29 protein-coding genes are annotated in these 22,249 nt (G+C 68.9%); 16 read left to right on the top strand and 13 right to left on the bottom strand.

Annotated elements, in window-relative coordinates; genetic code table 11:
• Window positions 1-13: 13 nt before the first annotated feature.
• Complete coding sequence (locus ACWIDW_RS13205) at window positions 14-385, top strand: hypothetical protein (protein ID WP_454125778.1); 372 nt, start codon at window positions 14-16, stop codon at window positions 383-385.
• Between the two features lie 60 nt (window positions 386-445).
• Here the strand turns inward: ACWIDW_RS13205 and ACWIDW_RS13210 are convergent, their stop codons facing one another.
• Both ACWIDW_RS13210 and ACWIDW_RS13215 read right to left on the bottom strand, forming a co-directional pair.
• Window positions 446-766, bottom strand: coding sequence for a HigA family addiction module antitoxin (locus tag ACWIDW_RS13210; RefSeq protein WP_454125779.1), 321 nt, complete (start codon window positions 764-766; stop codon window positions 446-448).
• Entirely contained in the window at window positions 741-1,022 is a 282-nt protein-coding gene (locus ACWIDW_RS13215; protein ID WP_454125780.1) for a type II toxin-antitoxin system RelE/ParE family toxin, read from the bottom strand. Before ACWIDW_RS13215 ends, ACWIDW_RS13210 begins: the two co-directional genes overlap by 26 nt.
• A gap of 160 nt (window positions 1,023-1,182) precedes the next feature.
• On the opposite strand from ACWIDW_RS13215, the gene ACWIDW_RS13220 reads away from it, so the two are divergent.
• Complete coding sequence (locus ACWIDW_RS13220) at window positions 1,183-1,428, top strand: hypothetical protein (protein WP_454125781.1); 246 nt, start codon at window positions 1,183-1,185, stop codon at window positions 1,426-1,428.
• A complete protein-coding gene (locus ACWIDW_RS13225) occupies window positions 1,425-2,414 on the top strand; it encodes a Clp protease N-terminal domain-containing protein (RefSeq protein WP_454125782.1) in 990 nt (329 codons plus the stop codon). The genes ACWIDW_RS13220 and ACWIDW_RS13225 overlap by 4 nt, the downstream gene beginning before the upstream one ends.
• A 104-nt stretch (window positions 2,415-2,518) precedes the next feature.
• Here ACWIDW_RS13225 and ychF read toward each other — a convergent pair whose 3' ends face one another.
• Together ychF and ACWIDW_RS13235 are read right to left on the bottom strand one after the other, a co-directional pair.
• Window positions 2,519-3,592: a redox-regulated ATPase YchF gene (ychF, locus tag ACWIDW_RS13230; RefSeq protein ID WP_454125783.1), complete on the bottom strand. Its 1,074-nt coding sequence runs from the start codon at window positions 3,590-3,592 to the stop codon at window positions 2,519-2,521.
• 46 nt (window positions 3,593-3,638) lie between these two features.
• A complete protein-coding gene (locus tag ACWIDW_RS13235) occupies window positions 3,639-4,379 on the bottom strand; it encodes a class I SAM-dependent methyltransferase (RefSeq protein WP_454125784.1) in 741 nt (246 codons plus the stop codon).
• 60 nt (window positions 4,380-4,439) lie between these two features.
• Here ACWIDW_RS13235 and ACWIDW_RS13240 point away from each other — a divergent pair, with 60 nt between their 5' ends.
• Together ACWIDW_RS13240 and ACWIDW_RS13245 are read left to right on the top strand one after the other, a co-directional pair.
• Window positions 4,440-5,033 carry a 3'-5' exonuclease gene (locus tag ACWIDW_RS13240; protein ID WP_454125785.1) on the top strand — a complete coding sequence of 198 codons (594 nt, stop codon included), beginning with the start codon at window positions 4,440-4,442 and terminating at the stop codon, window positions 5,031-5,033.
• A gap of 27 nt (window positions 5,034-5,060) precedes the next feature.
• Complete coding sequence (locus ACWIDW_RS13245) at window positions 5,061-5,444, top strand: ankyrin repeat domain-containing protein (protein WP_454125786.1); 384 nt, start codon at window positions 5,061-5,063, stop codon at window positions 5,442-5,444.
• A 22-nt stretch (window positions 5,445-5,466) separates the two neighbouring features.
• On the opposite strand, the gene ACWIDW_RS13250 is transcribed toward ACWIDW_RS13245, so the two are convergent.
• A complete protein-coding gene (locus tag ACWIDW_RS13250; RefSeq protein WP_454125787.1) occupies window positions 5,467-5,745 on the bottom strand; it encodes a hypothetical protein in 279 nt (92 codons plus the stop codon).
• 106 nt (window positions 5,746-5,851) lie between these two features.
• Window positions 5,852-6,838 carry a class II fructose-bisphosphatase gene (gene glpX / locus ACWIDW_RS13255; RefSeq protein WP_454125788.1) on the bottom strand — a complete coding sequence of 329 codons (987 nt, stop codon included), beginning with the start codon at window positions 6,836-6,838 and terminating at the stop codon, window positions 5,852-5,854.
• Between the two features lie 181 nt (window positions 6,839-7,019).
• On the opposite strand from glpX, the gene fbaA reads away from it, so the two are divergent.
• Complete coding sequence (gene fbaA, locus ACWIDW_RS13260) at window positions 7,020-8,048, top strand: class II fructose-bisphosphate aldolase (protein WP_454125789.1); 1,029 nt, start codon at window positions 7,020-7,022, stop codon at window positions 8,046-8,048.
• Between the two features lie 84 nt (window positions 8,049-8,132).
• Here the strand turns inward: fbaA and ACWIDW_RS13265 are convergent, their stop codons facing one another.
• The 3 genes from ACWIDW_RS13265 to ACWIDW_RS13275 all read right to left on the bottom strand — a co-directional run bounded on the left by ACWIDW_RS13265 (window position 8,133) and on the right by ACWIDW_RS13275 (window position 9,884).
• Complete coding sequence (locus ACWIDW_RS13265; RefSeq protein ID WP_454125790.1) at window positions 8,133-8,633, bottom strand: COG4315 family predicted lipoprotein; 501 nt, start codon at window positions 8,631-8,633, stop codon at window positions 8,133-8,135.
• 73 nt (window positions 8,634-8,706) lie between these two features.
• Window positions 8,707-9,363, bottom strand: coding sequence for a zf-HC2 domain-containing protein (locus tag ACWIDW_RS13270; protein WP_454125791.1), 657 nt, complete (start codon window positions 9,361-9,363; stop codon window positions 8,707-8,709).
• Window positions 9,360-9,884, bottom strand: a complete 525-nt coding sequence (locus ACWIDW_RS13275; protein WP_454125792.1) for a sigma-70 family RNA polymerase sigma factor — start codon at window positions 9,882-9,884, stop codon at window positions 9,360-9,362. The genes ACWIDW_RS13270 and ACWIDW_RS13275 overlap by 4 nt, the downstream gene beginning before the upstream one ends.
• Window positions 9,885-9,951: 67 nt before the next feature.
• Between ACWIDW_RS13275 and ACWIDW_RS13280 the strand changes: the two genes are divergently transcribed.
• Window positions 9,952-10,437, top strand: coding sequence for a hypothetical protein (locus tag ACWIDW_RS13280; protein WP_454125793.1), 486 nt, complete (start codon window positions 9,952-9,954; stop codon window positions 10,435-10,437).
• 18 nt (window positions 10,438-10,455) lie between these two features.
• Here the strand turns inward: ACWIDW_RS13280 and ACWIDW_RS13285 are convergent, their stop codons facing one another.
• From ACWIDW_RS13285 to ACWIDW_RS13295, 3 genes are read right to left on the bottom strand one after another with little or no spacing between them, the layout of a single operon-like run.
• Window positions 10,456-11,703 (bottom strand): hypothetical protein, encoded by a 1,248-nt coding sequence (locus ACWIDW_RS13285; RefSeq protein WP_454125794.1) that lies wholly within the window; start codon window positions 11,701-11,703, stop codon window positions 10,456-10,458.
• A 9-nt stretch (window positions 11,704-11,712) separates the two neighbouring features.
• Window positions 11,713-12,258: a DUF6264 family protein gene (locus tag ACWIDW_RS13290; RefSeq protein WP_454125795.1), complete on the bottom strand. Its 546-nt coding sequence runs from the start codon at window positions 12,256-12,258 to the stop codon at window positions 11,713-11,715.
• Window positions 12,255-13,298 carry a 4-hydroxy-3-methylbut-2-enyl diphosphate reductase gene (locus ACWIDW_RS13295; RefSeq protein WP_454125815.1) on the bottom strand — a complete coding sequence of 348 codons (1,044 nt, stop codon included), beginning with the start codon at window positions 13,296-13,298 and terminating at the stop codon, window positions 12,255-12,257. The genes ACWIDW_RS13290 and ACWIDW_RS13295 overlap by 4 nt, the downstream gene beginning before the upstream one ends.
• A gap of 367 nt (window positions 13,299-13,665) precedes the next feature.
• Between ACWIDW_RS13295 and xseA the strand changes: the two genes are divergently transcribed.
• The 9 genes from xseA (at window position 13,666) to ACWIDW_RS13340 (ending at window position 20,800) form a co-directional block, all read left to right on the top strand.
• Window positions 13,666-14,943, top strand: coding sequence for an exodeoxyribonuclease VII large subunit (gene xseA / locus ACWIDW_RS13300; protein ID WP_454125796.1), 1,278 nt, complete (start codon window positions 13,666-13,668; stop codon window positions 14,941-14,943).
• A gap of 81 nt (window positions 14,944-15,024) precedes the next feature.
• Window positions 15,025-15,255, top strand: a complete 231-nt coding sequence (locus ACWIDW_RS13305) for an exodeoxyribonuclease VII small subunit (protein ID WP_452323417.1) — start codon at window positions 15,025-15,027, stop codon at window positions 15,253-15,255.
• Window positions 15,252-15,893, top strand: a complete 642-nt coding sequence (locus ACWIDW_RS13310; protein WP_454125797.1) for a DUF4245 family protein — start codon at window positions 15,252-15,254, stop codon at window positions 15,891-15,893. The genes ACWIDW_RS13305 and ACWIDW_RS13310 overlap by 4 nt, the downstream gene beginning before the upstream one ends.
• Complete coding sequence (locus tag ACWIDW_RS13315) at window positions 15,890-16,564, top strand: carbonic anhydrase (protein ID WP_454125798.1); 675 nt, start codon at window positions 15,890-15,892, stop codon at window positions 16,562-16,564. Before ACWIDW_RS13310 ends, ACWIDW_RS13315 begins: the two co-directional genes overlap by 4 nt.
• Window positions 16,561-17,955, top strand: coding sequence for a class II fumarate hydratase (locus tag ACWIDW_RS13320; RefSeq protein ID WP_454125799.1), 1,395 nt, complete (start codon window positions 16,561-16,563; stop codon window positions 17,953-17,955). Before ACWIDW_RS13315 ends, ACWIDW_RS13320 begins: the two co-directional genes overlap by 4 nt.
• Before the next feature lie 210 nt (window positions 17,956-18,165).
• Window positions 18,166-19,005 (top strand): DUF559 domain-containing protein, encoded by an 840-nt coding sequence (locus tag ACWIDW_RS13325; RefSeq protein WP_454125800.1) that lies wholly within the window; start codon window positions 18,166-18,168, stop codon window positions 19,003-19,005.
• Between the two features lie 55 nt (window positions 19,006-19,060).
• Window positions 19,061-19,612 carry a hypothetical protein gene (locus tag ACWIDW_RS13330; protein ID WP_454125801.1) on the top strand — a complete coding sequence of 184 codons (552 nt, stop codon included), beginning with the start codon at window positions 19,061-19,063 and terminating at the stop codon, window positions 19,610-19,612.
• A 293-nt stretch (window positions 19,613-19,905) separates the two neighbouring features.
• Complete coding sequence (locus ACWIDW_RS13335) at window positions 19,906-20,433, top strand: hypothetical protein (protein WP_454125802.1); 528 nt, start codon at window positions 19,906-19,908, stop codon at window positions 20,431-20,433.
• Window positions 20,434-20,461: 28 nt separating this feature from the next.
• Window positions 20,462-20,800 carry a hypothetical protein gene (locus tag ACWIDW_RS13340; protein WP_454125803.1) on the top strand — a complete coding sequence of 113 codons (339 nt, stop codon included), beginning with the start codon at window positions 20,462-20,464 and terminating at the stop codon, window positions 20,798-20,800.
• A gap of 50 nt (window positions 20,801-20,850) precedes the next feature.
• Here ACWIDW_RS13340 and ACWIDW_RS13345 read toward each other — a convergent pair whose 3' ends face one another.
• Complete coding sequence (locus ACWIDW_RS13345; RefSeq protein WP_454125804.1) at window positions 20,851-22,206, bottom strand: PhoH family protein; 1,356 nt, start codon at window positions 22,204-22,206, stop codon at window positions 20,851-20,853.
• Window positions 22,207-22,249 lie beyond the last annotated feature (43 nt).

Raw genomic sequence — 22,249 nt, forward strand, 5'->3', positions numbered from 1 at the left:
CGACAATGGCTTCATGACAGAGCACACGCGCAGGCGACTGAACTTCCTCGTGCTCGGACACTCGCCCGACGGTGCGACCGGTTGGCCGCATCCAGCGACGATCACCGTGCACCCTCGCCGCGAGACGATCCTGATCAACTTCTCGATGGGTCCGCACATCGCGAATGTCGGCGGACAGGTGCCGATCACGCGCGTGATCCACGACCGTGAGCTGAACGAGACCTTCGCCGAGGAGTTCGACGCCTGCGAGGCACGGTGGCTCGTCCCGCATCTGGCCCGGCTCGCCGCGGGTGAGGACCTCACAGAAGACGACCTCGCCCTGGCGTATCAGGCGCGGTTCGGTCGCCGCCCGAAGACGGAGACATCGACCGACACCACCTTCTGATCCGTCAGCGTTACGTCTCCGTCGCGGCGGCGCGGCGCCGGTTACGTCTCACGTAGTCAGTCACGCGACCTTGAACGGCGTGATCTCCGCGACCTTGTCGCGCAGCGCCCGGCGTTCGAGGCGCAACTCATAGTTCGACTGCAGGTTCATCCAGAACTCCTCGGATGTGCCGAAGTAGCGCGCGAGCCGGATCGCTGTATCCGCCGTGATCCCCCGCTTGCCGTGCACGATCTCGTTGATCCGGCGCGGCGGAACGCCGATCGATACGGCCAGCTTGTTCTGCGTGATCCCGAAGCCGTCGATGAAATCCTCCATGAGGATCTCCCCAGGGTGGATCGGCTCGATCAGTTCCATCTCAGTGGTAGTCGACGAGTTCGACATCTTCCGCACCTCCATCTCTCCAGACGAAGCAGATACGCCACTGCACGTTCACGCGGATGCTGTGCTGACCACGACGGTTGCCAGTCAGCTGCTCCAGACGGTTTCCGGGAGGGATGCGAAGATCTTCGGCATCCTTCGCGGCGTGGATCAGTTCAAGCTTCCGCAACGTCGCCCGCTGCAACGCTCGATCGATGCCTTTGACGTATTGCTCGTGCCAGATGCGCTCGGTGTCCCTGCTCCCGAACGATCTGATCACGCGACAAGTGTATAACGATGTTCGTCAATAACGCGATGCGTTAAACCGACACTCGGCCAGATTGCGCCGAAACCTCTTCGGGCCGCCCGAGTATCGAGCTCGCGGAGCAAGGAAGCAACCCAGGTTGACAACCCGCCACTTAGCAACGTAGGTTGACGGCATGGAGTCCCCGGTGATCGCAGCAGTCGCAGTCGATACCAGCGACCCGAAAGCAGGATTGCGGGCCGTTGTGTCCTTGCGCGTGCTCGCGGACACCCTGGAACTTCGGCAGGTCGAGGCCGCGTTGCGTTCAGGCATGAGTTGGCAGGAGATCGCTGACGCGCTCGGAGTGACGCGACAAGCCGCCCATAAGAAGCACTCCAAGAGAATCGACCCCGCGATCACGACGCCCAGGAGGAGCAGATGAACAAGCTCGTCCGCGCCGCCCAGACCAGTCAATCGCTCTCCCTGGCCGCCATGGAGGAAGCATCCCGGCTCGGGCTCCGCGAAGCCGACATCGACCATCTGTTCCTCGCCTTGGTCATCAACGACCAGCCCGCCGGCCGCGCACTGCGCGAGCTGGGTATCGACATCGACAGCGCCCGTCTCGCCGTCGAGGAACAACGTGATGCACAGCTGGCCTTACTCGGCATCGAGCCGTCGTTCCCCGAGGCCGGGCGCATCGTGTTCCACGAGACGGATGGATACGAGTGGACTCCCCGTGCTCGGGACCTCATCGCGAAGTCCAGCAGCAGAGGCAAGCCAGGCGACGCTGCCGCCGTTCTCCGGGAACTCGTCGCAGAACCCAGCGGTCTGATCACGGATATCCTGGGCCGTCTTGGCACGACATCCGATGTGATCATCGGACACCTCGATCGGACCGCCTCCCCGGCTATGAAGTGCGTGCCCGCCGCAGCGAACGTGAAGGGGCGGATCACGGGATCGACTGAGACCTTCGTATCCGCACCGCTGAACGAAGTCTGGGCGTTCCTGACAGACCCCGCACGTATCCCCGAGTGGGAATCGAGCATCGGCATCGTCGATCAGACCGGTCAGGAAACGACGCCAGGTGCGGTCTGGGATGCCGTTGCACCCGCGACCTATCCAGACGGCAAGCCTGTGAAGATCAAGCCTCAGTTTCGTCGACGCAGTGTTGAACTCATCGCGATTCGCCAACCGGACGGGATCGCGTGGAGCTTCGGATATCCCGATGTAGCGCAAAGCAATTCGGTTCTGACCGAATTCGCCTTGGCGAACGCGACCGGTGGCACACAGGTACGGATCAGCAGATCCTGGTCGCGGCGCACAGGGTGGCGGGGACTTGTCGCATGGCCGCTGCGTCCGATCCAGAAGTTCCTGGTGTGGATCACCCTGTTCCAGATCGGCAGCGCGATCAGCCGAACATTCCGCTAGCGCGCAGGCCGCGGCGACTCGCCTGCGGGCCGCACATCAATCGAGTGCCCGGATCTCCCTATGGAGATCCGGGCACTCGAACCAGACGTTGAAGCGGAACGCGACTAGACGTTGAAGCGGAACTCCACCACGTCGCCGTCCTGCATGACGTAGTCCTTGCCCTCGAGCCGTGCCTTGCCCTTCGCGCGAGCCTCGGCGACCGACCCGGTCGCGACGAGATCCTCGAACGAGATGACCTCGGCCTTGATGAAGCCCTTCTCGAAGTCGGTGTGGATCACGCCGGCCGCCTGCGGCGCCTTCGCGCCCTGCGGGATCGTCCAGGCGCGCGACTCCTTGGGGCCGGCGGTGAGATAGGTCTGCAGGCCGAGCGTCGCGAACCCGATGCGGGCGAGCTGGTCAAGACCGGATTCGGCCTGACCGGTGGCCTCCAGCAGCTCCTGCGCGTCCTCCGGGTCCAGCCCGATCAGCTCCGATTCGATCTTCGCGTCGAGGAACACGGCCTGCGCGGGCGCGACGAGAGCCTGCAGCTCTTCCTTCTTCACCTCGTCGGTGAGCACCGACTCGTCGACGTTGAACACGTAGATGTACGGCTTCGCCGTCAGCAGACCGAGCTCCTTGATCGGCGACAGGTCGATGCCCGCCGTCGAGAGCAGCTGGCCGCGCTCCAGGGCATCCTTCGCCGCGTTCGCGGCCTCCAGCACCGACGAGTCGGTCTTCTTCTGCTTCACTTCCTTCTCGAAGCGCGGCAGCGCCTTCTCGATCGTCTGCAGATCGGCGAGCATGAGCTCGGCGTTGATGGTCTCCATGTCGTTCTTGGGATCGACGGTGCCCTCGACGTGCACCACGTCGTCGTCGACGAAGCCGCGCACGACCTGCGCGATCGCGTCGGCCTCGCGGATGTTCGCGAGGAACTGGTTGCCCAGCCCCTCCCCCTCGCTCGCGCCGCGCACGATGCCGGCGATGTCGACGAACGACACGGTGGCGGGCAGGATGCGCTCGCTGCCGAAGATGCCGGCCAGCACCTGCAGGCGCGGATCGGGCAGGTTCACCACGCCGATGTTCGGCTCGATGGTCGCGAACGGGTAGTTCGCCGCGAGCACGTCGTTCTGGGTCAGCGCGTTGAAGAGGGTGGACTTGCCGACGTTGGGCAGACCGACGATTCCGATAGTGAGAGCCACGGGATACGAGTCTACCGGCGGGAAGCCTCCCGCAGAGCCGGTCGCATCAGCCGCGCAGCGCCCGGAACGCCCAGGTCACGTACGGCACGTCGATGCTCGACTCCTCATCCAGCCCCAGATCGTCGAACAGATCGTCCATTCCCCGCCGGATGCTCGCACGCTCACTCTCCGACGCGGTGATGAGGTGGCTGCGCGACGACGCCATGCGGTGCAGCTGGGTACGCGTCATCGGTCGTCGCCACTCCCACCGCTCGCCCTCCAGCGAGCCGAACGGCGGTGCGACGGTGGGACCCCCGGCGTCGAGCATCTCCTCAGCGGCGCTCGCGCGCATGATCGCCGTGAGCCGGCGCACCCAGTCGAGGCGGCCATCGCGCGCGTTCCAGATCAGCCCCAGCGTCCCGCCCGGGCGCACCACCCGCCCGATCTCGGCGGATGCCGTGACGGGATCGACCCAGTGCCACGCCTGCCCCAGCACGACCGCGTCGACACTGGCATCCGGAAGAGGCAGCGCCTCCGCCGTGCCGAGGAACGTCGGCGCACCCGGCACCTGCTCGCGCAGCTTCGCGAGCATGGCGGCATCCGGATCGATGGCGACGACCTCGGCGTCGCGCGCCTCGACGACCACCCGGGTGAGCTTGCCGGTGCCCGCACCGACATCCGCGAGCCGACGCGCGCCCTCGGGCATGCGCTCTAGCATCCACGCGACCGCCGCGAACGGGTAGTCGGGTCGTGCCGCCTCGTAGCTGTCGGCTTCGGCGCCGAAGGATGTCGCTCGCGAATCGCCCATGTTCGTCAGCCTACGGCGAGTCTGCAGGCCGGCATCCGGATGCCGCGCGATGGTGGATCCGTGCCACTGGACTTCACTGCGATCGACTTCGAGACCGCGAACTCCAGTCCCGCCTCCGCGTGCTCGGTCGGACTCGTGCGCGTCAGAGACGGCGAGGTGGTCGCACAGGCCGGATGGCTGATCCGCCCGCCTGTCGGCCACGACCAGTTCAACGAGTGGAACGTCCGGATCCACGGCATCCACCCGCACGACGTGATCGGCGCCGCGTCCTGGGCCGAGCAGCTCGACCGCCTCTGCGCCTTCGCCGGCGACGACGTGCTCGTCGCGCACAACGCGGGATTCGACCTCAACGTGCTGCGCCGCGCCTGCGAGGCCACCGGGCTCGCCGCTCCCCCGTATCGCTCGCTGTGCTCACTCGCCGTGGCGCGCAAGACCTACGATCTCGACTCGTACCGGCTGCCGCTGGCGGCCGCGGCTGCCGGATTCGGCGAGTTCGCGCATCACGACGCGCTGGCCGACGCGCGGGCCTGCGCGCAGATCGTCATCGACGCCGCCCATCGCGCAGCCGTGCACGATGTCGCGGCTCTCGGTGCCGCCCTGGGCGTGGCGCTGTCGGCTCCGCTCGTCTGCGAACTCGAACCTGCCGTGGCCTGACCCGGCGGCATCAGACACAATGGTCGGGTGACCAACGGACTCAGCCTCGAAGTCATCGAGGGCACTTTCGACCTGGCCCGGCAGGGCCGCACCGCTCCCCTCGGCGAGATGATCGACGCGGGGGTGCCCGTCGACGTGCGCAATCCGCGTCAGGACACGCTGCTGATCGTCGCGGCCTACGCCGAGCACCCCGAGACCGTCTCCGATCTGATCGGGCGCGGCGCCGACCTCGACGCCGTCAACGCGAACGGCCAGACCGCAGTCTCCTGCGCCGTGTTCCGGCGTAACGAGCCGCTGCTGCGGATGCTGCTCGATGCCGGCGCCGATCAGGATGCCGGTGTGCACAGTGCGAAGCAGATCGCCGATCAGTTCGGTCTCGGCGACATGCGCGCCGTTCTCGATTCGTACTGAGAGGTTCGAGACGGCCGGCGCCTCAGGCGCCGCCCGGCACCCACGAAAGCAGCGCGATGACCACGCAGGACGTGGCGAGGAACGCGCCGATGAACCACCACGAGCTCAGCTCGTGACCCGCTTCGCGCCGCACCCGGAAGAGCACGTCAGCTCGTCGCGCGGGATCGAATCCGGGCTGCACCGCGGCCTTCGCCTGCTGAGCGGCCATGATCTGCTCTTCGGTGACCCGGAGGATGCGGCCGGTCGGGGTGGTGATGTGCGCGGCGCGGCCGGGACTCGCAGACGTCTCGTTCAACGGCATCCCGAGCACTCCTCTTCATGACCATGTCGACGCGCTGGTCACGCCGTACCCGCCTATTCTGCCAGCCTCTGCTGGGAATATCGGGAGGCGGGGTCGGATGCTCGCGTCAGAGCCACTTCGAGACGAGGTGATCCGACACGATGCGACGCAGCGTGCCCGAGGCTCCGCGCAGCACCACGCTCTCGGTGTAGAGGTAGTTGCCCTCGCGGCGCACGCCCTTCACGAGCTGGCCGTCGGTGACGCCGGTCGCGACGAAGATCGTGTTGTTGCCCTGCACGAGGTCGTCGGCCTCGTACACCTTGTCGAACTCGAGCCCGGCGTCGATGCCGCGCTGCCGCTCGTCGTCGTCGCGCGGCCACAGCATGCCCTGGATGTGACCGCCGAGTGCCTTGATCGCGCATGCGGTGACGATGCCCTCCGGGCTGCCGCCGACGCCGACGCACATGTCGGTGCGGGAGTCGTGACGAGCGGCGTTGATGCCACCCGCGACGTCGCCGTCGCTCATCAGTCGGGTGCCGGCGCCGGCCTCGCGGATCTCGGCGATGAGCTTCTCGTGGCGGGGGCGGTTCAGCACCGAGACGACGACCTCGTCGACCGGCTTGCCCAGGGCCTTCGCCAGACGGCGGATGTTCTCGCCGATGGGCTTGCGGATGTCGACGACGCCGACGCCCGCAGGGCCCGTGACGAGCTTGTCCATGTAGAACACGCTCGACGCGTCGAGCATCGAGCCGCGGTCGGACACCGCGAGCACGGAGAGCGCGTTCTGCCGCCCCTCCGCGGTCAGCGTCGTGCCGTCGATCGGGTCGACGGCGATGTCGCACTCGGGACCCCGTCCGGTGCCGACGACCTCGCCGTTGAACAGCATGGGGGCGTTGTCCTTCTCGCCCTCGCCGATGACCACCCGGCCCTGGAAGTCGACCGTCCCGAGGAAGGCGCGCATCGCGTCGACCGCGGCGCCGTCGGCGGCCTCCTTCGCCCCTCGGCCGATGAACGGCACCGCGCGGATCGCCGCCGCTTCGGTGGCGCGCACGAGTTCCATCGCCAGGTTGCGGTCGGGGCGGAGGGGGCTGAGATCTGCTGTGAGGCTCACCATCCGGTCAGCCTAGTGACCGAGGACGGGGGAAATCAGGACTTTTCCGGATATCGGCGCGAAGAAAACGCGGTTCTTGCCGCTTGGTCAAGATACGCGCCCGGGCGCGCGTAGCCACGCCGGAATCCGACCCCCTGCGGGCTAAAGTGAGCATGCACCCCGACCGACAGAAGCAGGAGAACTCATGCCCGTCGCCACTCCGGAACAGTACGCAGAGATGCTCGACCGCGCGAAGGCCGGTGGTTTCGCATACCCCGCCTTCAACGTCTCGAGCTCGCAGACGATCAACTCCGTGCTGCAGGGCCTCACCGAGGCCGGCTCCGACGGCATCATCCAGGTCACCACGGGCGGTGCCGACTACTTCGCCGGTCACACCGTCAAGGCCCGCGCGACCGGCGCTCTCGCGTTCGCGCGCTACGCGACCGAGGTCGCCAAGAACTACCCCGTGACCGTCGCGCTGCACACCGACCACTGCCCGAAGGATGCCCTGGGCGGCTTCGTCGAGCCGCTGATCGCGGCATCCGAAGAAGAGGTGAAGGCGGGCCGCAACCCGATCTTCCAGTCGCACATGTGGGACGGCTCGGCCGTGCCGCTCGACGAGAACATCCAGATCGCCAAGGAGCTGCTGCCCCGCATGAAGGCGATCAACGCCATCCTCGAGATCGAGATCGGCGTCGTCGGCGGCGAGGAGGACGGCGTCGCCCACGAGGGCTCGAACGACGCGCTGTACACCACCTTCGCCGACGTCGACCAGGCGATCCAGGCGCTGGGCCTCGGCGAGCAGGGCCGCTACATCGCCGCCCTCACCTTCGGCAACGTGCACGGCGTCTACAAGCCCGGTGGTGTGAAGCTGCGCCCCGAACTGCTCGGCGAGATCCAGGCCGAGGTCGCCGCGAAGTACGGCACCGGCCCCAAGCCGCTCGACCTCGTCTTCCACGGCGGCTCGGGCTCGAGCGACGACGAGATCGCCCTCGCGGTCGCGAACGGCGTGATCAAGATGAACATCGACACCGACACGCAGTACGCCTACACGCGTGCGATCGCCGACTACATGTTCAAGAACTACGACGGCGTCCTGAAGGTCGACGGCGAGGTCGGCAACAAGAAGCAGTACGACCCGCGCGCCTGGGGCAAGATCGCCGAGACCGCGATGGCTGCCCGCGTGGTCGAGTCGACCCGCCAGCTCGGCTCGTACGGCCAGTCCAAGAGCTGACCACGGGCTCAGCCCAAGAGCTGACCACAGGCACAGCAGAGAGGGATGCCGGGGACCTCAGGTCCCGGGCATCCCTCCCTCGTCTCAGCCGGCCATCCGCTCCCCTGCGGGGCTCAGCACCCACCAGACGTCCTTGACGCCCTGGCCGTTGACGTCGCCGGCGGCGCTGTCGCCGGCGAAGTAGTACAGCGGCCAGCCGTTCAGCGTCACCTGCATCCTGCCGTCGGCGGTCTTGATCGTTCCGAGCTCGCCGGTGACTCCGTCGGCCTTCGGCTTCTCACCCGCAGCGATCAGCGGCGGCCAGTTCTGCAGGCACGCGCCGGTGCAGGCGGTCGTGTCGCCGCCCTGGGTGTCGTCGTCGAACATGTAGAGCGTCATGCCCTTGCCGTCGACGACGACCTCGCCGAGCGACGTGTCGGCGACCATCAGGTCGGTGCCGGATGCCGCGGATGCCGACGCCTCGCTCGATGCAGTGCCGTAGCCCGAGCCGCCGGCGTCCGATGCCGGCCCGGAGGTGCCCGGAGTGCTGCATCCGGCCAGAAGCAGGGCGAGAGCGATGCCCCCGATGGCGAGTGCCTTGCGCATGATCAGGTCCCTTCGTCGGCCCGGCGAGGTCGCCGGGGCTCTCTTCATGACACGAGATGCGCGGCGTCGCAGTTCACTCGAATTCGCGGCGCACCATCACGCGTCCGTCGGAGTCGCGGATCTCGATCGCTCTGATGTCGTCTTTCCGCAGCGCCGTTCCGGCCGACAGTCGCGCCGTCGCGCCGGGCGTCACCGTCCAGTTCGAGAGCGTGGTGCTCTGGCCGTCGGCGCCGATCACGGCGAGCGCGTACGCCCCTGTCGCACCATAGCGAGCGGCGCCGTCGTACTCGCACTCCACGTCGAGCTTCGTGCCCCACGGCACCGTGCTCATCGCGACCGATGCGGTCACCGGAGCACCGTCCACCGGCTCCAGCGCGATCGCCTCGGCCGGCCTCGGCGCCAGCGCAGACACCGAGACGACCGTCGCCACCACGACGGCGGCGGCGATCCCCGCAGCCCACGCGCCGATGCGCCGCCGCGTGCGATGCCGCTCCCGCGCGGCGGCCAGCACGCGCACGGGGCCGGCGTCACCGGCATCCGTCGCCCGCTCGGCCTCCTCCGCGCCGAGACGCGAGAGCAGCGCGACAGTCGGCGCGAGCTCGGCCACGGCCTCCCGGCAGCGCGGGCAGTCGGCGAGGTGCCGCTCGTAGTCGGCGCGCTCCGACGTCGACAGGGCGCCGAGCGCGTACGCGGCATCCCATGTCGCGTAGCGTTCGTGTTCGGCGTTCACCGGGTCACCCCTCTCTCCTGCAGCGCGAGACGCAGCGCCCGCAGCCCGTAGTGCATCCTCGACTTCACGGTTCCTTCGGGGATGCCCAGCTCCGACGCCGCCTCCGCGACGCTGCGGCCGCGGTAATAGGCCGAGACGACCACGTCGCGGTGCTCGGCGCTCAGCGCGGCCAGGGCATCCTGAATGAGCAGGGCGTCGAAGAGCCGGTCCGTCTCGTCGTCGGCGACCCGCTCGGGCAGCTCGGCGACCGAGCTCTCGTGACGCTGCCGCGCGCTGCGCGCCTCGTCGATGACGATGTGCCTCGCGACGGTGATCATCCACGCGCGTGACGTCGCCGGATCCTGTTCCAGGATGCGCGGCGTGCGCCAGGCACGCAGCAGGGTCTCCTGCACGACGTCATCGGCGGCGCCTCCCCTGCCGGTGATGCTCACGACGTAGCGCCGGATGGGTCCGGCGTGCAGCTCGTACAGTGCGGTCAGTCGCTCATCGTCCTGTCGTGTCACGGATCGCCTCCTCACCATGGACACGAGACGGGGAGCAGTTCGGTTCACCGGTGAACCGGACCGGCCCGCATGCCGTTCTCACCGTATGGACATCTTCGTCGACGCCGACGCGTTCCGCATCGCGGGGCTGCCGCTGCATCCGCTTCTCGTGCACGCCGTCGTGGTGCTCACCCCGCTCACCGCGCTGGCGGTCGCCCTCGCCGCGCTGTGGCCGGCCGCGCGCAGACGGCTCGGCTATGCACCGCCGATCGCCGCGCTGCTGGTCGCGGGACTCGTGCCGCTCACCGTCACCGCCGGCGGAGCGCTCGCGGAGACCGTCGGCAGGACACCGGCCATCTCGCGTCACGCGGCGCTGGGCGAGATGCTCATCCCGTGGACGATCGCGCTGCTGATCGCCGCGATCGCCGTCTCGATGCTCGAGCGGGTGCGGCCGCGACTGCACCGTGCGAACGTCAGGCGGATCGTCGCGGTCATCGTTCCCGCCGCCGCGGTGGTCGCGGCCGTCGGCGCGATCGTCGTGACGGTGCTCACGGGCGATGCCGGGGCTCGCGCGGTGTGGGGAAGCGTCTGAGCGGTCGGCTGCGCGCGCTCAGCGTATGACGGTTCGGCGCACCCAGATCGCCAGATCGATCACCGCGTCGATGACCATCAGCACGCCGAGCCCGCGCCACAGCGGAGAGCGGGTGCGGGCGGCCGCGAGACCGGCGGCGAGTTCGGTGACGCTGACCGCGGCGCCGATCGCGGGACGCTCGCGCAGGAACCGTGCGGCGCGCGGCAGCGGCCGGTCCCGCAGCGTCAGCGCCGTGGCTTCGCCGATGCCGGCGACGGCGAGATCGGCCACGGTGCGCGGCCAGCCCCGTGGGATGAAGCGGCGACCGGCCGGACGCTCGTCGACCGCCGCGGCGATGAGCGACTCGGGAACACCGAAGGCTGCCACGAGCGCCCGGACGCGCTCGAGCTCGCCGGTCACTCCGCCGAGCGCTTCGGGAGCGCAGGCGCGCAGAGCCGCGTCGACATCGACCGCGTCGCCGAGCGCGAGTTCCTGCAGCTCGTCGGCGGCACCGTCGGCTTCACGAAGCATCCGGCGGTAGACATCGGCGCTCTCGGGCACCGCGATCGCGTCGATGTCGAGCACAGGCTCGGTGAGCCGCTCGATGTTCGGCCAGAACATGCCGGTGCGACCGCCTGTCGTGACCTCGAGCCACGCTTCACCGTGCTGCGGCAGGTTCAGCTCGATGATCGGCTCGTCGGCGCCGCCGCCGGAGATCGCCACGTGCGGTTGGTCGGTGGCGTAGCGGTACAGCGACCAGGTTCCGTCCTCGAGGTAGTCGACGTCGACGCCGGTCATCTGCGCGGTGATCCGCGCACCCCAGGGACCGCGCCGCGAGAACTCCGCGACCTGCACCGGCAGGACGCCGAAATCGACATCCCCGTCCGAATCGGGCATCCCGAATCCGCCGAGGTCGTCTGAGGCCGCTGCGGGGTCGTCGAGCTGCTCGAACGCCGCACCGAACTCCTCGTCGAGTTCCTGGTCGACCTCTTCAAGAGCGTCGTCGGACGAGCCGAGGTGCAGGGTGAGGGCCTCGGCTTCGAACAGCTGCTGCAGCGCGAGCGCGCTCAGGTCGAATCGCAGCCTGCCGTCGTCGTCGAGCGCCACGATGTGGCCGCTCTCGGTGACCGGGATCAGGAAGACGGCCTCTTCCCCGTCGAAGCCGCGGGAGGCCGCGAGCACGCGCTCGCCGCGCAGCACCTCGGCGGCCGCCGTGGTCGGGTCATCGCCCGCGGCGGATGCGACCGAGGCGTAGCTGACGTGGAACGCGATCTGCTCTGCTGGCATCCCTCGAGGCTACCCGGCGGGAGGGGTGAGCAGCCCCGTGGTGAAGGCGGGGTCGCTGAACATCACGATCGAGACGCAGGCCGAGACCAGCGACATCGTGACGACGAATCCGACCAGCGGGATCCACCACGCCGGCTTGCCGCGCTTCAGCTGACGCAACGACAACCACGCCGTGGCCGCGTAGCCGGCCAGCAGGATGACGACGGCGACGACGCCCCAGGTGCGCGCTGCGGCGTAGTTCGTGAACTCTCCGTCTATCCCGATCATCTTCATCGACTCGGTCAGCGTCGACGACATGTTCACGAACTGCGGGATCGACGACAGCACGTTCACCAGGCCGAGACCCAGCAGCACGAGAGTCACCAGACGCCCCGCCGGACGTGGTGCCGCCGGCCGTGCGGCGGCTGGTCGTCCGGCATCCGCCGCGGGGGTCGGTGCCGGAGCAGCAGCGGATGCGGATGCCGACGGGTCGGCGTTCAGCGGTGGCAGCCCGGCGCGCGCACGCTGCTCCTCGGGGGACGCGTATTCGCCGTACTGCGGCCGGTCGACGCTCATGGGCGCGAGACCCGCCCGCCCAGGGCGCGCTCGTCGCGCTTGCCGGAGAGATCCTGTCGAAGCTCCTTCGGCAGCGAGAACATGAGGTCCTCCTCTGCGGTGCGCACCTCTTCGACGTCGGCGTAGCCGGCCTCGTCGAGTGCATCGAGAACCTCGCGCACGAGCACCTCGGGCACCGAGGCGCCGCTGGTCACGCCGATCGTGCGCACTCCGTCGAGCCATTCCTGGCGGACCTCGTCGGCGTAGTCGACGCGGTACGCCGCCCTGGCGCCGTACTCGAGCGCGACCTCGACCAGACGCACGCTGTTCGACGAGTTCGCCGAGCCGACCACGATCACGAGGTCGGAGTCCTTGGCGATCTTCTTGATCGCGACCTGCCGGTTCTGCGTGGCGTAGCAGATGTCATCCGACGGCGGGTTCTGCAGTTCGGGGAAGCGGGTGCGCAGCCGGTTCACCGTCTCCATGGTCTCGTCGACCGAGAGCGTCGTCTGCGACAGCCAGACGACCCTGCTCGGGTCCTTCACGACCACGGTGTCGGCCTCGTCGGGCGAGTTGACGATCGTGACGCGCTCGGGGGCGTGGCCCGCCGTGCCCTCGACCTCTTCGTGGCCGTCGTGCCCGATCAGCAGGATCTCGAAGTCGTCGCGGGCGAAGCGCACGGCCTCACGGTGCACCTTCGTGACCAGCGGGCACGTGGCGTCGATCGCGTGCAGTCCCCGGTCGGCAGCGCCCTGCACGACTGCCGGCGAGACGCCGTGCGCGCTGAAGACGACGTGGGCGCCCTCCGGCACCTCGTCGACCTCCTCGACGAAGATGGCGCCCTTCTTCTCGAGCTCGGTGACGACGTGGATGTTGTGCACGATCTGCTTGCGCACGTACACCGGGGCTCCGTAGCGCTCGAGCGCCTTCTCGACCGCGACGACGGCACGGTCGACGCCCGCGCAGTAGCCGCGCGGAGCGGCCAGCAGCACGCGCTTCTCACCGTCGACCGGACGGTTCTCGAGACGGGCGCGCTCGACGGCGCGACGACGGGTCGGAATGTGCGGCACAGGCAGCGAGACGGCGGTTGAACTCACCCCTCCAGTCTACCGACGCCACCTGTTCACGGGCCGGGAGCGGTCCGGGGCTGCGCGGTCCTGGGGCCGCGCCGCTCCGGGTGCCGCCGCACCTCTAGGGCCGCGCCACCCTGGGGGCCGACACTCCAGATGTCGGCCCGATTCGCAGCATCCGTCCGACATCTGGAGTGTCGGCCCCCGAAATGCATCGCCACGCCCGCGCGGGTCGCCGTGTCGGCAGCCCCCGAAATGTATCGCCACGCCCGCGCGGCTCGCGGTGTCGGCGGCATCCGGAATGCATCGACGGCCCCGCCCGGGTCGCCGTGTCGGCGGCATCCGGAAGAATGGCCGGGTGACCGTCTTCGAAGCCACCGCGATCCCTGGCGAACCACCACCCGCAGATTCGGTCGCCCCGCGCGACTCGACCCCGGCGGCGCCGACCTCGGTCGCGCGCCTGAACGGCACCATCCGCGACTTCATCGCCCGCTGGAACACCGTCTGGGTCGAGGGCGAGATCACCTCGTGGAACCTCCGCGGCGGCAACGTCTTCGCGCGTCTCAAAGACACCCGCTCCGACGCGCAGATCTCGATCCGCGTCTGGTCGAGCGTGCGCCCGCGCATCCCCGCCGACCTCGCCGTCGGCGATCACGTCGTCGCGGCCGTCAAGGCCGACTACTTCGTCAAGGGCGGCGACTTCAGCTTCATCGTCTCGGCGATGAAGCACGTTGGCCTCGGCGACCAGCTCGAGAAGCTCGAGAAGCTGCGTGTGCAGCTGCGGCAGGAGGGCCTGTTCGACTCTTCCCGTAAGAAGCCGCTGCCGTTCCTGCCGCACTGCATCGGTCTGATCACCGGCGAGCGCTCGGATGCCGAGAAGGACGTGCACCGCAACGCCGAGCTGCGCTGGCCGCAGGTGCACTTCCGCACCGCGCATGTCGCCGTGCAGGGCGACCGGTGCGTGCCCGAAGTGCTCGCGGCGCTGCAGCGGCTGGATGCCGATCCCGACGTCGACGTCATCATCATCGCCCGCGGCGGCGGCGACCCGCAGACGCTGCTCGGCTTCAGCGACGAGCGGCTCGTGCGCGCGGTGGCAGCGGCATCCACTCCGGTCGTCAGCGCGATCGGGCACGAGAACGACCACCCGCTGCTCGACGACGTCGCCGATCTGCGTGCCTCGACGCCGACGGATGCCGCCAAGCGAGTCGTTCCGGATGTCGGTGAGCAGCGCGCGATCGTCGCGCAGCTGCGCGCGCGGGCGACTACGCGTCTGACGCAGCGCGTCTCGCACGACATCGCGCAGCTCGAGCAGCTGCGCTCGCGTCCGGTGCTGCGCTCGCCCGACCCGATCATCGACGACCGCGCTCAGGAGGTGTGGCTGCTGGCATCCCGGGGCCGCGACACCGTCACCAGGGCGCTGGATGCCGCTCACCGGTCGACCGCCGAGCTGCGCGCCTCGCTGCGCGCCCTCTCCCCCGCCGCCACCCTCGCCCGCGGGTACGCCATCGCGCATCTCGACGACGGACGCATCCTCAGCGACGCGTCCGACGCACCGGCGGGCACGGCGATGACCGTGACCGTCGACCGCGGTTCCGTCCGCGCCGTGTCGGAGGGGCGGATCCGCGAAGCCGGCTGATCGGCCTCGAGGCCCGCACACGCCGGGCTTTCGCGCACAGCCCAGGGTCGGCGATGGTCGACACGCCGGTAGGATGGGGGCGTGACTGCCCCCAGCGACTCCCCTCTCGAAGACCTGTCGTTCGAGGCGGCACGCGACGAGCTCGTGCGCGTGGTCGCCGAGCTCGAGCAGGGCTCGCCCACGCTCGAGCACTCCCTGGCTCTGTGGGAGCGCGGCGAGGCGCTGGCCGCCCGTTGCGAGGAATGGCTGCTCGGCGCGAAGCGCCGGCTTGATGCGGCCCGTGACGCGGCATCCGGCGGAGCGGGCGAATGAGCCGGGAACCGCGGGTCGTCGCAGGTCTCGGGCGACCCGAGACCGCGCAGGAGACCGCCGACCGCAAGGCGGAGGCCAGCCGCGTCTACCGCTCGAGCCAGACGTTTCGCAACCTCATCGCCGCGCTGATCGTGACGGTCGCCGTGGTCGCGATCGTTGTGCTGGGAGTTCCTCGCGGCGAGGTTCCCGACCGCCCGGCGATCGACGTCGCGGCGATCGCCGCAGACGTCGAGACGTCGATGCAGCGGCCCGCACTCGTCGTCGAGGCCGACGACTACTGGCGGGTCAACGAGGCCGCCCTCTCGGGTGGCAGCACCCGTGTCTGGACGATCACGCTCGCCCCCGCCGCCGACGACGCGCGCGGATTCGTCCGCGTGGCGCAGGCGTTCGACGCCGACGTGACCTGGGCGCCGCAGGTTCTCGACGGCATGGCCCCCAACGGCACGACGACGATCGCCGGTCGCGAGTGGGACGAGTTCGACCTGCGCGGTCGCGGCTCCGCGAACATCTCGTACGCGATCGGAACCCAGGCCGGGCCCGACTACATCCTGCTGTACGGCTCGCAGTCGCCCGAGGCGACGGCCGAGCTGGCAGAGACCCTGTCCGCACAGATCGACGACCTCGAGGAGGCCGAATGACCGCAACGCTCACCCCCGCTGAGGCTTGGCGGGAGATGCTCGACGGCAACAGGCGATTCGTCGCCGGCACGCCGGCGCATCCGCACCAGGACGTCTCCAAGCGCCACGAGCTGGCGGAGGGTCAGGCGCCCATCGCGACGCTGTTCGGATGCTCGGACTCGCGCCTCGCCGCCGAGATCATCTTCGACAAGGGCCTGGGCGACCTGTTCGTCGTCCGCAACGCGGGACAGGTGATCGGCGAGTCGATCGTCGCCAGCCTGGAGTACGCGGTCGGCATCCTGAACGTGCCGCTGATCGTCGTGCTCGCGCACGACTCGTGCGGCGCGGTGCGCGCGGCCATCGACGGCACCGCCATCGACTCCGCCCCGCTTCCCGCCGGCATCTGGAAACTCATCGCACCGATCGTCCCGGCAGCGCGCAAGGTGCTCGCCGAGACCGGCGGCACGACGCCCGCCGACATCGACGCCGAGCTGGTCGGGCGCGAGCACCTGCGCAATACCGTCGCAGACCTGCTGCACTCGTCCGAGATGATCAGCAACGCCGTCGCCGACGGCCGGCTGGGCATCGTGGGCGCCAACTACCGCCTCGCAGAGGGCACCGCGGTGCCCGTCGTGACTGTGGGGATCGACACGGAGGCCATCGCCTCCGCTTCCGAGAAGGGATCGGCATGACCGACATCGAGTACCGCATCGAGCACGACACCATGGGTGAGGTGCGCGTGCCCGCGACGGCGCTGTACAGCGCCCAGACCCAGCGCGCCGTTGAGAACTTCCCGATCTCGGGCCAGGGTCTCGAATCGACGCAGATCGCCGCACTCGCCCGGGTCAAGAAGGCCGCAGCGCTCGCCAACAAGCAGCTCGGCACGCTCGACGGCGCGATCGCGGACGCGATCGCTCAGGCTGCCGACGAGGTGGCATCCGGCAAGCATGACGGCGAGTTCCCCGTCGACACGTACCAGACCGGCTCCGGCACCTCGTCGAACATGAACATGAACGAGGTGCTGGCGAACCTGGCATCCGGAATCCTCGGCTCGGCCGTGCACCCGAACGACCACGTCAACGCGTCGCAGTCGTCGAACGACGTCTTCCCGACGTCAGTGCACATCGCCGTCACGCAGGCGCTCATCGACACCCTCATCCCCTCGCTCGACCACCTCGCCGTCGCCCTCGAGGCGAAAGCCGAGCTGTGGAAGGCGGTCGTCAAGGCGGGTCGCACCCACCTCATGGACGCGACCCCGGTCACGCTCGGCCAGGAGTTCGGCGGCTACGCCCGCCAGGTCCGCCTCGGCATCGAGCGCGTGCAGTCGGCCCTGCCCCGCGTGGCGGAGGTCCCCCTCGGCGGCACCGCCGTCGGAACCGGGATCAACACCCCGCTCGGCTTCCCGCAGAAGGTCATCGAGCTGCTCGCGGCCGAGACCGAGCTGCCGATCACCGAGGCGAAGGACCACTTCGAGGCTCAGGCCAACCGCGACGGACTCGTCGAGGCATCCGGCGCGCTGCGCACCATCGCCGTGTCGCTGACGAAGATCAACAACGACCTGCGCTGGATGGGCTCGGGCCCGAACACGGGTCTCGGCGAGCTGCACATCCCGGATCTGCAGCCCGGATCGTCGATCATGCCCGGCAAGGTCAACCCGGTCGTCCCCGAGGCTGTGCTCATGGTGTGCGCGCGCGTGATCGGCAACGACGCGACCATGGCCTGGGCGGGCGCGTCGGGCTCGTTCGAGCTGAACGTGGCGATCCCCGTAATGGGAACCGCGCTGCTCGAGTCGATCCGCCTGCTCTCGAACGCCGTGCGCGTGCTGGCCGACAAGACGATCGACGGCCTCGAGGCCAACGTCGAGCGCGCCGCCGCCTTCGCCGGCATGAGCCCGTCGATCGTCACGCCGCTGAACAAGGTCATCGGCTACGAGGCTGCGGCGAAGATCGCCAAGCACTCGGTCGCCAAGGGCATCACGGTGCGCGACGCGGTCATCGATCTCGGCTATGTCGAGCGCGGTGAGATCTCGGAGGAGGAGCTCGACGCGAAGCTCGACCTCCTGTCGATGACCCACCCGGGCTGAGCCGGCCCCGGCCCTTCGGCGTCACGTCCTTCGGCGTTACATTCCGGGGGCCGACACTCCAGATGTCGGACGCTTCTCCACGATCCGTCCTTCATCTGGAGTGTCGGCCCCCGTTCTGTATCCATCCCCAATGCAGGCGATCGGGCGGGTTGTCCACAATCTCCGGAGAACAGGGCGAATCAGCCGCGTCGCGTCCCGGATGCTGAGGGGATGTTCGATCCTCTCGACCTGCTCACCCGCCTCGGTGGACTCGCGCAGGGTACCCAGCTTCAGGACTACGGCGTCACGCGCATGCGGCTGAGCAAAGCGGTGCGAAGCGGGCAGATCGAGCGGTTGCGCCCGGGCGTCTTCGCTGCGCCCGGAGTCGCCTCCGGCGAGCGCGAGGCAGCACGGCACGGAGGATCGCTCACCTGCGCCGCGGCCCTGCGACACCTGGGCGTGTGGGTGATGTCGCCCGAGACGGCACCGCATGTCTGGGTCGGCCACCGTGGTCGCGTCTATCCGCACTCCGGATGCCAGTGCGTGAGCCACTTCTTTCGCAGCGGGCGTGTGCGCTTCGGCGTCGTCGACGTCGAAACCGCTCTGCTGCATCTGTATCGCTGCGAGGGTGAGGAGTCGTTCTTCGCCTCGCTCGAGTCGGCGCTGGCGCAGCGGAAGCTCACCAGGTCTGCGCGCGCTCGCATCCGCGAGGCGCTGCCGTCCTTCGCGAAGTGGCTCGTCGACTTCGCCCGAGCGGATGCCGGCAGCGGCCTGGAGTCGCTGCTGCGGCTGAGGCTTCATCTGCTGGGGATCGCGCTCGATTGCCAGGTGGTGATCGACGGCGTCGGACGGGTCGACTTCGTCGTCGACGGGCGCCTCATCATCGAAGCAGACGGTAAAGAGAATCACGACGGCCCGACCGAGCGGCACAAGGATCTGGATCGGGATGCCGCGGCCTCCGCCCTCGGATACGAGACGCTGCACTTCGACTACGCCCAGATCATCCACAACTGGGCGACGGTGCAGCTGTCGATCGTGGCGGCACTGCGGCGGACGGCTCAGCGGGCGTGAACAGGGCTGTGGATAACTTCGCCGGGGTTTGGACGATCCGAGTTACCGTGGTGCGGTGACGATGACGACCACCCTTGTGCGCACCGGCTCGGCCTTCGCCGCCGCCGGTCTGCTGATCGGGATGCTGTCGGCCTGCACCCCTGAGCCGAAGCCGACTCCGAAGCCCACGAAGACCGCCGCCTTCGCCACGGATGAAGAGGCGTACGCCGCCGCGGAGGAGACGTATCGGGCTTACACCGACGCGATGAACGCAGTCGATCTCGCTGACCCGGCTACATTCAACGCGCTGTATCGGCACTCGATCGGGGACTTCCAGGCCGCGGATCGGAGGACATACTCCGCGTTGCACGCCGAAGGTCTCCGTATGACAGGGGAAGTCCGCTTGGCAAGTTTCGAAGGCACGGGCTTCGATCCGGAAGAGGCAAAGGCCAGCGCGCATGTTTGCGTGGACGTTAGCGACTCCGACGTCGTGGACGGGGCAGGGCAGTCGCAGGTGGCCCCAGACCGACCTTCAATGAACTCACTTACGGTCGAATTTCGTGCCAAGGGCGACACCATGCTGATCGCGCGAGCCGACAGAGACGAAACGCGATCATGCGAGGATTAGTAGCACGTCGAGCCGGACTTACCGCCTTGATCACTTTAGTACTTGCTGCAGGTGCGCCAGGCGATGATGGAGGAGTAGGCGGCGGCGATGTACTCATCGGTAAAGGTCCGGGCAGCATCCAGGTCTCTGGCTCCAAGACATCAGATGGCGCCTCAAACGGTCGGGGTACAGGAAAAGATCTGTCGGGCGGTTCGAACGCCAAGATCGGCAACAGCCCGCGCCAATCCGCGCCCTCCGATGGGTGCGGACTGTCCGGGGTGCGGACGAGACTGGGTTGTTGGGATGTCGTCGTCTTGAGTGACGCCGAGCGTGCGGAGCTCGCGAGTTCCTCGGGAGTGCCGCCGATCACCATCACCGACCTCGCGAGCTTCTCCCCCGCGAAGGGCGCCGTGCTCGGCGAGCCGGACAATCTCGGGGTGGCGGGTCTGCCGACGAACTTCGTGACCGAGGCGGCGACGCACGTTCGTTCCGGCGAGCTGTTCGGGTTCCCGGTCGACGTGCGCTTCACACCGGTCGCGTACACGTTCCATTACGGCCATGGGAAGCCGAAGACCACCTCGTCGCCCGGCGCCAGCTGGGAGAGCCTCGGCCAGGCGCAGTTCACCCCGACCGACACCAGCCACACCTACGCTGCACGCGGTACCTACGACGCGAGCGTCGACATCGCGTACACCGCCGAGATCGACCTGGGTGCCGGATGGTTCCCGATCGAGGGCCGGCTCGACATCGCCGGGCCGACGCAGCAGATCCGGATCTTCGAAGCCCGCACCGCGCTCGTCGCCCGCACGTGCGCGGAGCAGCCCTCCGCCCCCGGCTGCTGACCCCCTCCCGGCTCCCCCGGAAAGGCCCGTGCCGACACAGCGCGGCATCGAAACCGCACGCCGCCGACTCTCGTCCGTCGCGTTCCTGCCGGGCGTGGACGCGCCCCTGGCATCCGGCATCCGGCATCCGGCATCCGGCATCCGGCATCGGGCATCCGGCACCCCGGCATTCGGCATCCGGCATCCCGCATCCCGGCACCCGGGCATCCGGCATCCGGACATCCCGGCACCCGGGCATCCGGCATCCGGGCATCCCGGCACCCGCCCAGCACCCGCGACGCGAGACGAATCGGGGGCCGACACTCCAGATGTCGGCCGGATTCCCACGAAACGTCCGTCATCTGGAGTGTCGGCCCCCGGAATGTAACCGGGCAACGGCAGACGGCAGCAGACGCCGCCGCCCGCGCGCCGCGCGGCTCAGCTCAGCTCGGCGCCCTCCAGCAGCTCGGTCACGAGCGCTGCGATCGCCGAGCGCTCCGAGCGCTGCAGCGTGACATGCCCGAACAGGTCGTGTCCCTTCAAGGTCTCGATCACGCTCGCGATGCCGTCGTACCGGCCCACCCGCAGGTTGTCGCGCTGACCGACGTCGTGGGTCAGCACGACGCGCGAGTTCTGGCCGATCCGGCTCAGCACCGTCAGCAGTACGTTGCGCTCCAGCGACTGCGCCTCGTCGACGATCACGAAGGCGTCGTGCAGCGACCGGCCGCGGATGTGCGTGAGCGGCAGCACCTCCAGCATTCCCCGCGCGATGACCTCCTCCAGCACGTTGCCCGAGACGACCGACCCGAGGGTGTCGAACACCGCCTGCCCCCACGGGTTCATCTTCTCGCCCTGGTCTCCGGGCAGGTAGCCGAGCTCCTGACCGCCGACGGCGAACAGCGGACGGAACACGATGATCTTCTTCTGCTGCTGCCGCTCGAGCACCGCCTCCAACCCCGCGCACAGCGCCAGCGCGGACTTGCCTGTGCCGGCCCGCCCGCCGAGCGACACGATGCCGACCTCGGGGTCGAGCAGCAGGTCGATGGCGATCCGCTGCTCTGCCGAGCGGCCGTGCATCCCGAACACCTCGCGGTCACCGCGCACCAGCCGGTACTCGCCGTCGGCCACGACCCGGCCCAGCGCCGAGCCTCTCTCCGAGTGGATGATCAGCCCGGTGTTCACCGGCATCCCGCGCACCTGCTCGCTGAGGCCGACCTCGCTCTCGTACAGATCGCTCATCTCGTCGCCCGACAGGTCGACGGTCGTGATCCCGGTCCATCCGGCATCCACGGCCTGCTCGGCGAGATACTCCTCCGCGGCGAGGCCGAGAGAAGCCGCCTTCACCCGCATCGGCAGATCCTTCGACACGATCGTGACGTTCTGCCCGTCACCCGCGAGCTGCGCCGCCGTCGCGAGGATGCGACTGTCGTTGTCGCTGAGCCGGATGCCCGCCGGCAGTACCGACATGTCGACATTGCCCAGCTCGACGCGCAGAGTCCCCCCGTCACCCACCTCGATCGGGAAGTCCAGGCGCCCGTGCTCGACGCGCAGCTCATCGAGATGGCGCAGCGCGCGCCGGGCGAAGTAGCCGAGCTCGGGATCGTGACGCTTGCTCTCCAACTCGCTGATCACCACCACGGGGAGGACGATCGAATGCTCGGCGAAGCGGAACAGGGCCTGCGGATCGCTCAACAGCACCGAGGTGTCGAGCACATATGTGCGAAGAGCCGTGTCATCGTGTGACACGGCTCGGGCTGCTGACGTGGACTGCTGCTGTGCTGTACGTGTGGTCACGATCCACTCCCACTCGGGATGTGCTCCCGGCTCTGCAGCGAGT

Source organism: Microbacterium sp. NPDC055312 (assembly GCF_053645675.1).